Below are 14,874 nucleotides of genomic sequence, written 5' to 3' on the forward strand. Positions count from 1 at the left end.
ATCTTACTGCTTTTTTATATTCTCAAAAACAATCCACTCGAAACTACGGACAAGTCTTGAAAATAAAATTTTAAAGTAGTATACTAGAATCACAATAATGAAAACGTTTGCGCAGCAAGATGAATAAAAGTAAACTAGGAGACAGAACAATGGAATTAACAGCCATTTACCATAGACCAGAGTCAGAGTATGCGTACCTTTATAAGGATAAGACAATGCACATTCGTATCCGGACCAAGAAAGATGATATAGAAAGCATCAACTTGCATTATGGAGACACTTTTATCTTTTTAGAGGACCATTATGAAGCAATCAAGGAGATGGTCAAAGTAACTTCTGATGCCTTATTTGATTACTGGCAAGCGGAAGTTTCAGTTGGCTATGCACGACTCCAGTATCTCTTTGAACTCAAGGATAAGCAGGGTCAGAGTATTTTGTATGGCGATAAGGGATGTGTTGAAAATACGCTAGAAAACCTTCATTATGAAGGAAATGGCTTTAAAATTCCGTATATCCATGAGATTGATGCTTGCCATGTTCCTGACTGGGTAGCAGAGATGGTATGGTACCAGATTTTCCCAGAACGCTTTGCTAATGGCAATCCTGAGATTTCACCTGAAGGTGCGCTAGCTTGGGATTCCTTTATCAAGCCAAAGACGAGCGATTTCTTTGGTGGTGATTTACAGGGCATTATTGACCATCTGGATTACTTGCAAGACTTAGGGATTACAGGTCTTTATCTCTGTCCGATTTTTGAATCCCCAAGCAATCACAAGTATAATACGACGGATTATTTCGAAATAGATCATCATTTTGGAGATAAGAAAATTTTTCGTAAACTGGTGGAGGAGGCCCATCAGAGAGGGATGAAAATCATGCTGGACGCTGTTTTCAATCATATCGGGGATCAGTCTCTGCAGTGGCAGGATGTTCTCAAGCATGGTGGAAAGTCGGAATATAAAGACTGGTTCCATGTTCAAGAATTTCCCGTGACCAAAGATAAGCTTGGAAATCCAAGAAAACTCCCTTATCATACCTTCGCTTTTGCCAGCTATATGCCCAAGCTCAATACGGCCAATCCTCAAGTGAGGGACTATTTGTTAAAAGTTGCGACCTACTGGATTGAAGAGTTTGATATTGATGCTTGGCGCCTGGATGTGGCCAATGAAGTAGACCATCAATTTTGGAGAGATTTCCGTAAGGCTGTCTTGGCTAAAAAGCCTGACCTTTATATTCTTGGAGAAGTCTGGCACACTTCTCAGCCTTGGCTAAATGGCGATGAATTCCACGCAGTCATGAATTATCCTCTCTCCGACAGCATCAAGGATTATTTCTTGCGAGGGACTAAGAAGTCACCTCAATTCATCGATGAGATCAATAGCCAATCAATGTACTATAGACAACAGATTTCGGAAGTGATGTTCAATCTTCTGGATTCGCATGATACGGAGCGTATTTTGGCTACTGCCAAGGGAGATGTCCAACTCGTTAAGTCTGCCCTTGCTTGTCTCTTTTTACAAAGAGGGACACCGTGTTTCTACTATGGAACGGAGTTGGAGTTAGGTGGCGGACCAGACCCAGATTGTCGCCGTGTCATGCCTTGGGACCGTGTTTCAGACAGTAATGACATGCTGAACTTCATGAAGAAATTGATTCAGCTTCGTAAGGAGGTTTCAGGCATTATCCAACATGGCACCTATAGCCTAAAAGAAATTAAGCCGGACGTGCTAGCTCTTGAATGGGATTATGATGGACAAAAGGTCCAAGCTATTTTTAACCAATCAAGTGAAAACTATCTTGTAGACCGTGATTCTGTAGTGCTAGCCAGTCATTGCCAAGAATTGGGACTGCAACTGGCGATTTTGCCTAAAGGTTTCGTCATTCAATAAAAAATAGGATTAAAAAGGCTGTAATGAATGGGTGATTCGTGCGGTCTTTTTTTGACTTATGTAGTATAATATAGCTAAGTCAACGATTACTAGCTGAATGATTAGTGAATGGTGTTTAAAATGAAAAAGAGACTTGTAGTCTAGAAGGAGAATTGCATGAAACGAACGAGAAAAGTAGTAGCCTTGGGACTGTGTTTGCCCTTATTTCTTGGCTTGGCTGCTTGTCAGCAAAATAATACGAGCACTGAAGCTGCAAATCAGACACAGACCAGTTCAGATAAAGTTCCTTGGACGGCTTCATATTCCAATCTAAACGGTCAAGTCAGTACCGAAGAGGTCAAATCTCTCTTATCAGCTCACTTGGACCCAAATAGTGTTGATGCATTTTTCAATCTTGTCACCGCCTATAATGCGACAGTCGGCTCTACTGGCTTAAGTGGTGATTTTGCCTCCTTTACGAAGACAGAATACGACGTAGAGAAAATCAGCAATCTTTGGAATCAAAAAAAGGGTGACTTTGTCGGAACCAACTGCCGTATCAATAGCTATGCGCTCTTGAAAAATTCAGTCACGATCCCAAAACTTGAAAAGAATGATCAGCTACTTTTTGTGGATAACGATGCTATCGATAAGGGAAAAGTATTTGATGCGAAAGATAAGGAAGAGTTTGATATTCTATTTTCTAGAGTGGAGACGGAAGCAACGACGGATGTAAAAGTTCACGCGCAGAAGATGGAGAAATTCTTCTCTCAGTTTCAATTCCATGATAAAGCTCGAATGTTGTCTGTTGTATTGCATGACAATTTGGATGGAGAGTATCTTTTTGTCGGGCACGTTGGTGTTTTAGTGCCAGCTGATGAGGGTTTCTTATTTGTAGAGAAACTGACTTTTGAAGAGCCCTATCAAGCTATTAAGTTTGCGAGCAAGGAAGATTGTTACAAATATCTATCCACCAAATATGCGGATTATACAGGTGATGGACTGGCTAAGCCTTTTATCATGGATAATGAAAAGTGGGTTGAAGGTTATTAAGATAGGCAAGGGAGAAGCAATATGGAGTCTGTAATAGCGCTTTTAGTTGTCATTCTTATCGGATTCTGGGCTGTAAACATTCTCAAGCCTGGTAAGGCAAATAAAAAGAAAAGATTTATTGGTTATACTCAGCGCTATGATATAGATGGTGAGGGGTATCAGTCAGAAGTCTGGGAAGTGACAGAGGATGAGAATGAGAAATAAGGAGGAGATTTCTGTAGCAGTAGGCAATTTGTACTTTTTTAGGCCTCTTCTTTGTAGTTTGTCTAATATTGGTATATAATTTAATATAGAGTGATTTCTAGATAGGAGAGGGATGATGGAATTAAAAGATTTTACAGAAAAAGAACAGGAAATGATTAAGAAAGGGCTGACTACGTCTAAGATTAGTGACAAGGAAACTGCTGAGAAAATTCTTGCGCTTGTCCCACAAGACTTGATTAAGCGCATCCCTTTTTTTGTCAGAAAACATGCTACAACACGTACTATTAAACGCATTTCAATTGAACACCCTGAACTCTACGCTGCAGCCCAAACAAGTGGTGAAATCCCAGAAAAAGAACGTGAAGAATTGCGTCAGATTATCACGACTATCTTTGAACAAAAGATGAATAAGCATAGTATTAATTAGAGAATGAAAATATATTTTATTGGCGGTTTGGGAAGTAATGTCTGTCATAGCAAGGATTTTCTTCAAGAGCTAGACTCGATTGCTTGTTTTATAAATCCATATGAAAAGTATTTTAGAGATGAAATAGAGTTGAAATCATGGTTTAAAAAGGAGATAGTTGGGGAAGAATCTATCTGTCTGATAGGCCATTCTCTCGGAGGAGATTTGGCTCGTTATTTCGCATCGGAATTTCAAGAAGTGAAAAAACTGATTCTTTTGGATGGTGGCTATTTAGATTTAGATAAGATTTTACCTTTAGATACAGAGTTAGAGGAAACCAAAAACTATATCAAGTCTCAAAACCTTTCTGACATAGATATTCTTATTTCTAAAGAAAAATCTGAAGCAAAGCATTGGTCAAAAAATATGGAAGAAGCTGTAAGACATTCCTATCATTGGAATGTGCAGTATAATAGATATGAGTTAGCTATAAATTATGAAAATATAGAAACGTTACTACAGCTACGGAGAAAAATACAAGCGTTTAAGAGAAAAGTGGGAAATACCTTGTTTATTAGTCCTCGATATCCTAATGAAGTAGCATGGATAGAAGAGGCTCTAAAAGAATTGCCAGACTATTTTGATACTATTTTTCTAGATAACTTTGATCATGAGCTTTATACTCAAGCACCTAAAGAAATTGCTTCTTTGATTAATGAGTGGCTCTCTTATTCTTAGCGAACGATTGATTGAACTATGATAATTAATATAAGATTACAGTCTACTCAGATTCAATAAAAATCGTACACCTGATGATTTGTCTGGTGAAGGAAATATTCCACAGTACAGTCGGACGGGATAGATAGAAATTGGTTATAGAATTTGTAAGAATAATAAATTTTAAACGTTAAGATGGAGGATTAAAGAGATGGGAAAAATTGAATGGAACCAGATAAAGACGCGTTTAGATGCCTTGCTGGTCATTGATGAGTATCGAACAGATCCAAACGAGACCTGGCTTCGATTGATCGTTAAGACTGAGGAAAGCTATGGACTCCGTTACCTTATCAACAATGGTTCTGGTGATTCTCTAGATGTGATTTTCACTGATAAAATGATCCTTATAAAGGGCTTTGATCATGAAAGCAGTTTGAGTCAATTTGCTGCTGACGAGTGGAATCAAGACATCATAGACGGATTTTATAGAGGACTGGATGAAAAGTATCAAAACCTATACTCAGAAGAGCAAAAAGATGAAACAACCTTCTTTATCTGGTATGACGGTCAAGAACATCAAAATACCTATCAAGATCAGGACGGTGGCGAATGGTTATTATCCTATTTCTTTGACAGTTTTGAGAAATTTCATGAGTTTGTGACGGATTACTATTCAATTACCGTAGATGAGGACTTACTTAGAAAACTTTACAATCAAGGACAGCTTTCAGAAGTAGAATTGGAGCAGTTGATTCATACTTCCTAGCTGGAAATATTTATGAAATCTGATGAAAAGAATTGATTTTCAATATCAAGTTATACTTTAAGAATTATTGAAGTAGTTAATGTCTGTAGTTCCTTTTTTCTTATGCAGATAACGACTTAAAACGATTTCTTTTTATTGTTGAATAATATTTTGCGAACAAAAAACAAAATTCTTTAAAAAAGTTTCACAAAATCCTTTACAAGTTCTTATAAACATGATATAGTTATTAGGCTTAGAAAATGAGATGATGTTTTCTAGCAAATATAAACCCGAGTAAAAAATGCCTACGGACAGGCAGGGTTGAATGCCGAAGCGTGGTTGAAAAGCCACATTATTGATAGGGTTAAAAGCCTACTTTTATAAGTTGATGTTAGGACACTTGTCCTAATTCATAAATTTTAGTGTGGTGAAAGCACACGTCATCTTGTGAAACGATCAATAAAGTACGTAATATTTGCTACTAGAGAGTTAGGAAACATCAGGAACAGACATACTCAACAGAAACCAAAATACACACGTCAGAAGATTGCAGAGCAGGTGAAAACCTGCTCTTTTTTCATAAGTCAACCTTTAGTCGCCTTTATCTTCTTGAGGTGCTAAAAATACGGTAAAGGAGTATGTCTTGAAGAAGTTAGATCAAAACCAAGCCCCAATTTACGAGGCTTTGGTCAAACTACGCAAGAAAAGGATTGTCCCCTTTGATGTGCCAGGTCACAAGCGTGGACGAGGAAATCCAGAACTTGTCGAACTGTTAGGAGAAAAATGTGTTGGCATTGATGTCAATTCTATGAAACCCTTGGATAATCTTGGTCATCCTATTTCGATTATTCGGGATGCGGAGGAATTAGCTGCGGATGCTTTTGGTGCAGCCCATGCCTTTCTCATGATTGGGGGAACAACTTCATCTGTTCAAACCATGATTCTTTCCACCTGCAAGGCAGGAGATAAGATTATTCTGCCACGAAATGTCCACAAATCTGCTATCAATGCGCTGGTTTTATGTGGTGCCATTCCAATCTATATCGAGATGAGTGTGGATCCTAAAATCGGCATCGCTTTAGGTCTTGAAAATAACCGTGTTGAACAAGCTATTAAGGAGCATCCAGATGCTAAAGCTATCCTAATCAACAATCCTACTTACTATGGGATTTGTTCGGATCTGAGAGGATTAACAGAGATGGCTCACGAAGTGGGCATGCTAGTTTTAGTGGATGAAGCTCATGGTGCGCATTTGCATTTTACAGATAAACTTCCAATTTCTGCTATGGATGCAGGTGCTGATATGGCGGCGGTCTCTATGCATAAGTCTGGTGGGAGTCTGACCCAAAGCTCCATTTTACTTATCGGGGAGCAGATGAATCTTGAATACGTTCGTCAGATTATCAACCTGACCCAGTCTACATCAGCATCTTACCTGCTGATGGCAAGTCTCGATGTTTCTCGTAGAAACCTAGCCCTTCGTGGTAAAGAGTCCTTTGAGAAAGTTATTGAGTTATCTGAGTATGCTCGTCGTGAAATCAATGCCATCGGTGGCTACTACGCCTACTCAAAAGAGTTAATAGACGGTGTCTCGGTTTGTGATTTTGACGTGACTAAGTTATCAGTCTACACTCAGGGGATTGGTTTAACAGGGATTGAAGTTTATGATCTCTTACGGGATGAATATGACATTCAGATCGAGTTTGGTGATATTGGCAATATCTTAGCTTATATTTCCATTGGCGACCGCATCCAAGACATCGAGCGCTTAGTCGGTGCTTTGGCTGATATTAAGAGACTCTATTCTCGAGATGGGAAGGACTTGATTGCTGGAGAATATATCCAGCCCGAGTTGGTGCTGTCTCCACAAGAAGCCTTCTATTCAGAAAGAAAAAGTTTAACCTTGGATGATTCTGTTGGACAAGTCTGTGGGGAATTTGTCATGTGCTATCCTCCAGGGATACCAATCCTAGCACCAGGTGAACGGATTACACGAGAGATTGTGGATTATATACAATTCGCCAAGGAACGTGGTTGCTCCCTCCAAGGGACGGAAGATCCAGAAGTCAATCACATCAACATCATTGAGAGAAAGGAGAACTAGATGGATTTATGGTTTTCTGAAGTTCATACTCCAGATGTGAAACTGTCCCTGAGAACAGCCAAGCAACTCTATGCTGGAAAAAGTGAGTGGCAGGATATTGAGGTATTAGATACACCAGCTTTTGGAAAGATATTGATCTTAAATGGCCATGTCTTGTTTTCAGATGCAGATGATTTTGTTTACAATGAAATGACCGTCCACGTACCCATGGCTGTCCACCCAAATCCAAAGAAAGTATTGGTTATTGGGGGTGGTGACGGGGGTGTTGCCCAAGTATTAACACTCTATCCTGAACTGGAACAAATCGATATTGTGGAACCGGATGAGATGTTGGTTGAAGTCTGTCGTGAGTATTTCCCAGACTTTGCTGCAGGGCTAGATGATCCTCGTGTTACCATTTACTACCAAAATGGGCTACGCTTTTTACGAAACTGTGAAGATGACTACGATATTATCATCAACGATGCGACAGATCCATTCGGACATACAGAAGGGCTTTTTACCAAGGAATTTTACGGGAACAGCTACAGAGCTTTGAAAGAGGACGGTATCATGATCTATCAGCATGGGAGTCCCTTCTTTGACGAGGATGAGTCAGCTTGCCGAAGCATGCACCGCAAGGTCAATCAAGCATTTCCAATCAGTCGGGTTTATCAGGCTCATATTCCGACCAGTCCTGCTGGTTATTGGTTGTTTGGATTTGCATCGAAAAAATACCACCCTGTCAAAGATTTTGACAAGGAAGGCTGGAAAAAACGCCAGCTTTTCACAGAATACTACACTGCAAACTTACATGTGGGGGCCTTTATGTTGCCCAAGTATGTTGAGGACATTTTAGAAGAAGAGGAAGGAAAAAAATGAGTCGTTTACTAGTTATTGGATGTGGGGGCGTTGCCCAAGTTGCTATTTCAAAGATTTGCCAAGATAGCGAAACCTTCACAGAGATTATGATTGCTAGCCGTACCAAGTCAAAATGTGATGACTTAAAGGCTAAATTAGAAGGTAAAACAAATACTAAGATTGAGACAGCCGCTCTTGATGCTGACAAGGTTGAAGAAGTGATTGCTTTGATTGAAAGCTACAAGCCAGAAGCTGTTTTGAACGTAGCTTTACCATACCAAGATTTGACCATTATGGATGCTTGTTTAGCGACTGGAGTTCACTATATCGACACAGCTAACTACGAGGCAGAGGATACAGAAGATCCTGAGTGGCGTGCCATCTACGAAAAACGCTGCAAGGAACTTGGTTTTACAGCCTACTTTGATTATTCATGGCAGTGGGCTTATCAGGAGAAATTCAAAGAAGCAGGCTTGACCGCTCTGCTTGGTTCTGGTTTTGACCCAGGGGTAACCAGCGTCTTTTCAGCTTATGCACTCAAACATTACTTTGACGAAATCCACTATATCGATATTTTAGACTGTAATGGTGGTGACCACGGTTATCCATTTGCGACAAACTTTAACCCAGAAATCAATCTCCGCGAGGTTTCTGCGCCAGGTTCTTACTGGGAAGATGGAAAATGGATCGAAGTTGAAGCTATGTCTATCAAGCGTGAGTATGATTTCCCTCAAGTTGGACAAAAAGACATGTATCTCCTTCACCATGAAGAAATTGAATCATTGGCGAAAAACATTCCTGGTGTCAAACGGATTCGTTTCTTTATGACCTTTGGGCAATCTTATCTAACGCACATGAAATGCTTGGAAAACGTAGGGCTCCTTCGTACGGATACCATTAACTTTAACGGCCAGGAAATCGTTCCAATCCAATTCTTGAAAGCCTTACTCCCAGATCCTGCCAGCCTTGGCCCGCGCACTGTTGGAAAAACTAATATCGGATGTATCTTTACAGGTGTCAAAGACGGTGTTGAAAAGACCATCTACATCTACAATGTTTGCGACCATCAGGAATGTTACGCAGAAGTTGGTTCACAAGCTATTTCTTACACAACAGGCGTTCCAGCTATGATTGGGACAAAATTGGTTATGAACGGTACTTGGAAACAACCTGGAGTTTATAACCTTGAAGAATTAGATCCAGATCCATTCATGGAAGCTTTGAATGAGTACGGATTGCCATGGGTTGTGGTAGAAAACCCACAAATGGTGGACTAATGAAGCTAGAACAAGTACCCACACCAGCTTACGTCATTGACTTGGCAAAGTTAGAAGCCAACTGCCGCATTTTGCAATATGTACAAGAAGAAGCTGGTTGCAAGGTTTTACTAGCCCAGAAGGCATATTCCCTCTACAAAACCTATCCCTTGATTAGCCAGTACCTATCTGGTACAACTGCAAGTGGTCTCTATGAGGCAAAGTTAGCTAGAGAGGAGTTCCCTGGAGAAGTCCATGTATTTGCGCCAGCTTTCAAGGAAGCAGATATGGAAGAGCTACTGCAAATATCTGATCATATTGTATTTAACTCAGAGAGACAACTACGAAAATATGGTCAAACCTGTCGTGAAGCTGGTATAAGCGTTGGTTTGCGTATCAACCCTCAATGTTCAACGCAGGGTGACCACGCGCTCTATGACCCTTGTGCTCCTGGCTCTCGTTTTGGAGTGACTTCAGACAAGATTCCTAGTGATTTGTTGGATTTAGTAGACGGACTTCATTTTCATACCCTTTGCGAGCAAGGTTCAGATGATTTAGAGACAACTTTGAAAGCAGTAGAAGCGCAATTTGGTCCTTATTTACATGAGGTCAAATGGCTCAATATGGGTGGCGGACACCATATCACAAGAGAAGACTATGATGTGGACTTACTGATTTCTGAAATTAAGCGTATCCGAGAAACTTACAGTCTTGAGGTCTATATAGAGCCGGGTGAAGCTATTGCGCTCAATGCGGGTTATCTAGCAACTGAAGTATTGGACATTGTCGAAAACGGTATGGATATTTTGGTTTTAGATGCCTCCGCGACCTGCCATATGCCAGATGTACTTGAGATGCCCTATCGACCACCTTTGAGAAACGGATTTGATGCGTGTGAAAAAGCCCATACTTATAGGCTTTCTTCTAATACCTGTCTGACGGGTGATGTGATTGGTGATTATAGTTTTGAAAATCCAGTCCAAATCGGTGATAGACTTTACTTTGAAGACATGGCAATCTATTCCTTTGTCAAAAATAATACCTTTAACGGTATTGGATTGCCAAGTCTCTATCTTATGGACGAGCAGGGTGACTGCAGCTTAGTCAAAGCCTTTGGCTATCAAGACTTTAAAGGGAGATTATCATGATAGAAACTCCGAAAAAAGCAGGTTATCGTATGCCAGCAGAGTACGAACCCCATCATGGCACCCTCATGATATGGCCGACTCGACCAGGTTCATGGCCTTTTCAAGGAAAGGTTGCAAAAAAAGCATTTAGCCATATTATCAAGACCATAGCAGAAGGGGAAAGAGTCTATATTTTGGTGGAGCAGGACCATCTATCTGAAGCCCAATCCTATCTAGGAGACAAGGTTGTTTATTTAGATATTCCTACTAATGATGCCTGGGCGCGTGATACGGGTCCGACTATTCTTGTCAATGATAAAAGAGAAAAATTGGCAGTCGATTGGTCTTTTAATGCCTGGGGTGGTGCTGTCGATGGTCTTTATCAAGATTATGAAGATGATGACCAAGTAGCCAGTCACTTTGCAAAACTCTTAGAGATACCTGTTTACAATGCTAAACCTTTTGTACTAGAAGGTGGAGCGATACACAGCGATGGTCAAGGAACCATTCTTGTGACTGAAAGTTGCTTACTCAGTCCTGGACGCAATCCCCACCTGTCTAAAGAGCAAATTGAAAACACCTTATTAGAGAGCCTTGGCGCTGAAAAAGTTGTCTGGCTTCCTTATGGTATTTATCAGGACGAAACCAATGAACACGTTGACAATGTTGCAGCCTTTGTTGGTCCTGCAGAGCTTGTCTTGGCTTGGACAGATGATCAAAACGATCCTCAGTATGCCATGTCTGCAGCTGACCTTGAGCTTTTAGAAAAAGAAACGGATGCAAAAGGGCGTACCTTCACCATTCATAAGCTTCCTATCCCAGCTATTCGTCAAGTTGTAACCGAAGAGGATTTGCCAGGATACACCTATGAAGAAGGGGAAGAAGAGCGCTATGCGGGTGAACGTCTTGCGGCTTCCTATGTCAATTTCTATATTGCCAACAAGGCTGTCCTTGTTCCCCAATTTCAAGATAAAAACGACCAAGTTGCCCTAGATATCCTCAGCAAGTGTTTTCCAGACCGTAAAGTCGTAGGAATACCAGCCAGAGATATTCTCTTAGGTGGTGGCAATATCCACTGTATCACCCAACAAATCCCAGAATAGGAGAAAAAGATGAGAAATGTTAGAGTTGCAGCGATCCAGATGCAATGTGGCAAGGATGTGGCAACAAATATTCAAACAGCGGAACGTCTAGTACGTCAGGCTGCAGAACAAGGCGCACAAATCATTCTCTTACCCGAGTTGTTTGAACGTCCCTATTTCTGCCAGGAACGCCAGTATGACTACTACCAATATGCCCAGTCAGTGACAGAAAATACAGCCATTCAGCATTTTAAAGTAATTGCTAAGGAACTAAATGTTGTTCTGCCGATTAGTTTCTACGAAAAAGATGGCAATGTCTTGTACAACTCAATCGCCGTCATTGATGCTGATGGAGAAGTGCTGGGCGTCTATCGGAAGACCCACATACCAGATGATCATTATTATCAAGAAAAGTTTTATTTTACGCCAGGTAACTCTGGTTTCAAGGTCTGGGGTACTCGTTACGCTAAAATTGGGATCGGTATCTGTTGGGATCAATGGTTCCCCGAAACAGCGCGCTGTCTTGCATTGAATGGTGCTGAATTACTCTTTTATCCTACAGCTATCGGTTCAGAGCCAATTTTGGATACAGATAGTTGTGGACATTGGCAACGTACTATGCAAGGCCACGCAGCAGCTAATATTGTCCCAGTCATTGCAGCCAATCGTTACGGTTTGGAAGAAGTCACTCCTAGTGAGGAGAATGGTGGACAAAGTTCCAGTCTTGACTTCTACGGTTCGTCCTTTATGACGGATGAAACAGGAGCTATTTTAGAGAAAGCTGATAGACAAGGTGAAGCTGTTCTGTTAGCCACTTATGACCTTGACAAGGGAGCAAGTGAACGCCTCAACTGGGGACTGTTTCGTGATAGAAGACCCGAAATGTACCAACGGATTACCGACTAGAAGGTAAATTTCATAATAAACATTTAAAAAGCCTGTCTTACAAAAATGTAAGATAGGCTTTTTAAATGTAAGATGGGTGTACGATTATGCGTAGAAATGTATGCTATACTCTATGTAGATCAAAAAGAAAGAGGTTTATTATGAAAAAATGGAATGCGACACAGTTGAAGTATCTGATGGCGGCAGTAATGGTTCTAGACCATATTCCGCATATTACCGGAATCGTTTCTCCTTTGTGGGAAGGTATCTTTCACGCCTTGACCCGTTGTGTGGGAGTTTGGTTTTCCTATATGGCTATGGAAGGCTTCATCCATACTCGAAATCTGAAAAACTACCTCATCCGTCTTTGGAGTTGTGCGCTGATCATGTTTGCTGGAAATAGCCTTCTCAATACTCTTTTTACCTCTAAGGGTGTAATGGTTACTAATAATATTTTCTTGACTTTGGCCATCGGTGTCACCATGCTTTGGATTGGTTTTCCCAGAAAAGAGTTGGATAAAAAGGAGAAGTTGTGGCGTCGGATTGGGCTTGCTGGTCTCTTGATTTTCGGTTGTCTTTTTACTGAGGGTGGTATCACCATGCTACCATTTCTCTTGATTAGTTACTCTTGCCGAAATCGTAAGGGATTGCGAAATCTCCTATATGCCTTTCTGTGGGCGTTCTTGTTAGTGACTTCCATCCAAATTTACGACACTTGGCACCAAACACTGGAAATGATGCTTTTCAATTCTGACTGGCTCTTTATCACCGTATTACCTTTTATGGCCTTGTATAATGGACAGCGAGGAAAAGAAACTAGTTGGAGTAAATATTTCTTTTACATTTTCTACCCAGCTCATCTATGGATTATAGCCTTGATTGCCTATTTGGTTAAGTAGATTCAATATCCATTAGCTCCTTCTTGCTTAAAATGTGAGAGGAGCTTTTCTGTATCTGGAATTCCCAACAAAACATGTTATAATAGTTTTAGAAAGGACGAGGTTTATGGCGAGCATACTTGTAATTGAAGATAATAATGAAATCCAGGAAATTTTAAGAACCCTTCTTGCAGAGGAACACGAGGTGATTCAAGCATTTTCTGGGACAGAAGGTATCATGCAATTTGACAAAGGTGGCATCGATCTCGTCTTGCTAGATATCATGCTCCCTGGGAAAAATGGCGACCAAGTCTTGCAAGCTATTCGACAAACTAGCCAGACTCCAGTCATTATGCTCACTGCTTTGAGTGATAAAAAGCTTATCAGCCAGTACCTATTAGATGGTGCCAATGATTACATAGTAAAACCTTTTGATTTGGACGAAGTCTTTGCCAGAGTCACCGTGCAATTACGCCAAAGTGGTGAACATCAGTCAGAAGATCGAAGAGAAATTGATAACCTCGTACAAAACTTTAAAAATATCCAGTTCGATGCGGATAGTTTTGAAATAAGTAACGCAACTGAAACCATTCGCCTTGCAAAGAAAGAGTGTCAGATTCTCCAAATGTTGCTCCAGCATCCTAAAAAAATCTTCACCAAAGAAGAACTCTATGAATTGATTTGGGAAGAAAGTTACCTGCCTGGAGACAATACGCTCAACACTCATCTAAGCAATCTCCGTAAGAAACTACATCAACTGGATCCCAATCACGAGTACATTGAAACCATTTGGGGAGTTGGTGTTCGATTAAAAGGAGATAAGTAATGAATTACATTTTGATATCAATATTACTCCTTACTAACATTATTTTGGCGATTTCTTTGATTCGCTATCATATAGCAATTAGAGATTTAAGCAGACAAATCGAAGAAAAGATTCGCTCTGGTAGCATGAAGAGGATCGGTGTAAATTTCTTTTCAAAGACCATTTTGCGACTACATAACCAAATTGAGAATCTATTTCAGGAAGTGGAGCAAAACCAACTAATCATGAAGCGTGAAAAACGCACCCTAGATATGGCAATCAGTAACATTGCTCATGATATTCGGACACCTTTGACAATCGCTTCAGGATATACTCAGCAACTAATAAAACACCCCGATAATAGTTCAGAAACCTTAAATAAAATAGCCCATCATCAGGATTTGGTTTCCAAACGTTTGGAGGCCCTCCTTGAATACCGTCATTTGATGGAAGGAGCAGTCAAACCGAAACTGGAAGAACTTGATTTATCAACTTTTATAACGAAAAAGACTTTAGCTTATTACGACGTTTTTCAATCTTCACATATTGTTCTTGATTTTAATGTTGAACCAGGATTGAAAACGACGACTGATGAGGACTTGCTTGATCGAATTATACAAAACCTCCTGGGAAATGTTCTCAAGCACGGCAAGGAGAAGGCTCGACTTTCTTTGAAAAAGGAAGAAAATAGGCTTGTTTTGGAAATTGATAATCTTGTCAAAAAATCTATCAAGAATATAGACAATCTCAGCAATCGTTTTTATTCTGAAAATATGTCAGATACTGAAGAATCCTCTGGTTTAGGTCTCTATATTACTGAGGAATTGGTTCATCTTCTTGGAGCGGAAATGAAGCTAGCCACTGATGGAGAATGGTTTTCAGTCTTTATTTATCTTTAACAGAA

The 14,874-nt window shown here is 40.3% G+C and carries 15 protein-coding genes; all 15 read left to right on the forward strand.

The features are described 5' to 3' along the window. Nucleotides 1-149: 149 nt before the first annotated feature. The 15 genes from ADM50_RS02730 to ADM50_RS02800 all read left to right on the forward strand — a co-directional run bounded on the left by ADM50_RS02730 (nt 150) and on the right by ADM50_RS02800 (nt 14,869). Nucleotides 150-1,889: a glycoside hydrolase family 13 protein gene (locus ADM50_RS02730; protein ID WP_049484438.1), complete on the forward strand. Its 1,740-nt coding sequence runs from the start codon at nt 150-152 to the stop codon at nt 1,887-1,889. Nucleotides 1,890-2,045: 156 nt separating this feature from the next. Further along, a complete protein-coding gene (locus ADM50_RS02735; protein WP_049484439.1) occupies nt 2,046-2,921 on the forward strand; it encodes a DUF4300 family protein in 876 nt (291 codons plus the stop codon). Between the two features lie 21 nt (nt 2,922-2,942). Then, the gene (locus ADM50_RS02740) at nt 2,943-3,125 is read left to right on the forward strand and encodes a hypothetical protein (RefSeq protein ID WP_049484440.1); all 183 of its coding nucleotides are present in this window, start codon (nt 2,943-2,945) and stop codon (nt 3,123-3,125) included. 115 nt (nt 3,126-3,240) lie between these two features. Beyond that, nucleotides 3,241-3,552, forward strand: coding sequence for a hypothetical protein (locus tag ADM50_RS02745; protein ID WP_049484441.1), 312 nt, complete (start codon nt 3,241-3,243; stop codon nt 3,550-3,552). A 3-nt stretch (nt 3,553-3,555) separates the two neighbouring features. Beyond that, the gene (locus ADM50_RS02750; protein WP_049484442.1) at nt 3,556-4,269 is read left to right on the forward strand and encodes an alpha/beta hydrolase; all 714 of its coding nucleotides are present in this window, start codon (nt 3,556-3,558) and stop codon (nt 4,267-4,269) included. A gap of 190 nt (nt 4,270-4,459) precedes the next feature. Then, a complete protein-coding gene (locus ADM50_RS02755; protein ID WP_049484443.1) occupies nt 4,460-5,014 on the forward strand; it encodes a hypothetical protein in 555 nt (184 codons plus the stop codon). Between the two features lie 622 nt (nt 5,015-5,636). Further along, nucleotides 5,637-7,097 carry an aminotransferase class I/II-fold pyridoxal phosphate-dependent enzyme gene (locus ADM50_RS02760; RefSeq protein ID WP_049484444.1) on the forward strand — a complete coding sequence of 487 codons (1,461 nt, stop codon included), beginning with the start codon at nt 5,637-5,639 and terminating at the stop codon, nt 7,095-7,097. Next, nucleotides 7,098-7,958, forward strand: a complete 861-nt coding sequence (gene speE, locus ADM50_RS02765; protein ID WP_000366713.1) for a polyamine aminopropyltransferase — start codon at nt 7,098-7,100, stop codon at nt 7,956-7,958. Beyond that, nucleotides 7,955-9,214: a saccharopine dehydrogenase family protein gene (locus tag ADM50_RS02770; protein WP_049484445.1), complete on the forward strand. Its 1,260-nt coding sequence runs from the start codon at nt 7,955-7,957 to the stop codon at nt 9,212-9,214. The genes speE and ADM50_RS02770 overlap by 4 nt, the downstream gene beginning before the upstream one ends. Further along, a complete protein-coding gene (gene nspC / locus ADM50_RS02775; protein WP_049484446.1) occupies nt 9,214-10,341 on the forward strand; it encodes a carboxynorspermidine decarboxylase in 1,128 nt (375 codons plus the stop codon). Before ADM50_RS02770 ends, nspC begins: the two co-directional genes overlap by 1 nt. Continuing rightward, nucleotides 10,338-11,423 carry an agmatine deiminase gene (aguA, locus tag ADM50_RS02780; protein ID WP_049484447.1) on the forward strand — a complete coding sequence of 362 codons (1,086 nt, stop codon included), beginning with the start codon at nt 10,338-10,340 and terminating at the stop codon, nt 11,421-11,423. The genes nspC and aguA overlap by 4 nt, the downstream gene beginning before the upstream one ends. A 9-nt stretch (nt 11,424-11,432) precedes the next feature. Continuing rightward, on the forward strand, nt 11,433-12,308 hold the full coding sequence (gene aguB, locus ADM50_RS02785; RefSeq protein ID WP_049484448.1) for an N-carbamoylputrescine amidase: 876 nt from the start codon (nt 11,433-11,435) through the stop codon (nt 12,306-12,308). A gap of 140 nt (nt 12,309-12,448) precedes the next feature. Then, nucleotides 12,449-13,186 carry a TraX family protein gene (locus tag ADM50_RS02790; RefSeq protein WP_049484449.1) on the forward strand — a complete coding sequence of 246 codons (738 nt, stop codon included), beginning with the start codon at nt 12,449-12,451 and terminating at the stop codon, nt 13,184-13,186. Between the two features lie 106 nt (nt 13,187-13,292). Continuing rightward, complete coding sequence (locus tag ADM50_RS02795) at nt 13,293-13,991, forward strand: response regulator transcription factor (protein ID WP_049484450.1); 699 nt, start codon at nt 13,293-13,295, stop codon at nt 13,989-13,991. Further along, entirely contained in the window at nt 13,991-14,869 is an 879-nt protein-coding gene (locus ADM50_RS02800) for a sensor histidine kinase (RefSeq protein WP_049484451.1), read from the forward strand. The genes ADM50_RS02795 and ADM50_RS02800 overlap by 1 nt, the downstream gene beginning before the upstream one ends. Nucleotides 14,870-14,874 lie beyond the last annotated feature (5 nt).

Source organism: Streptococcus oralis (assembly GCF_001075675.1).
Taxonomy (GTDB): Bacteria; Bacillota; Bacilli; order Lactobacillales; family Streptococcaceae; genus Streptococcus; species Streptococcus oralis_V.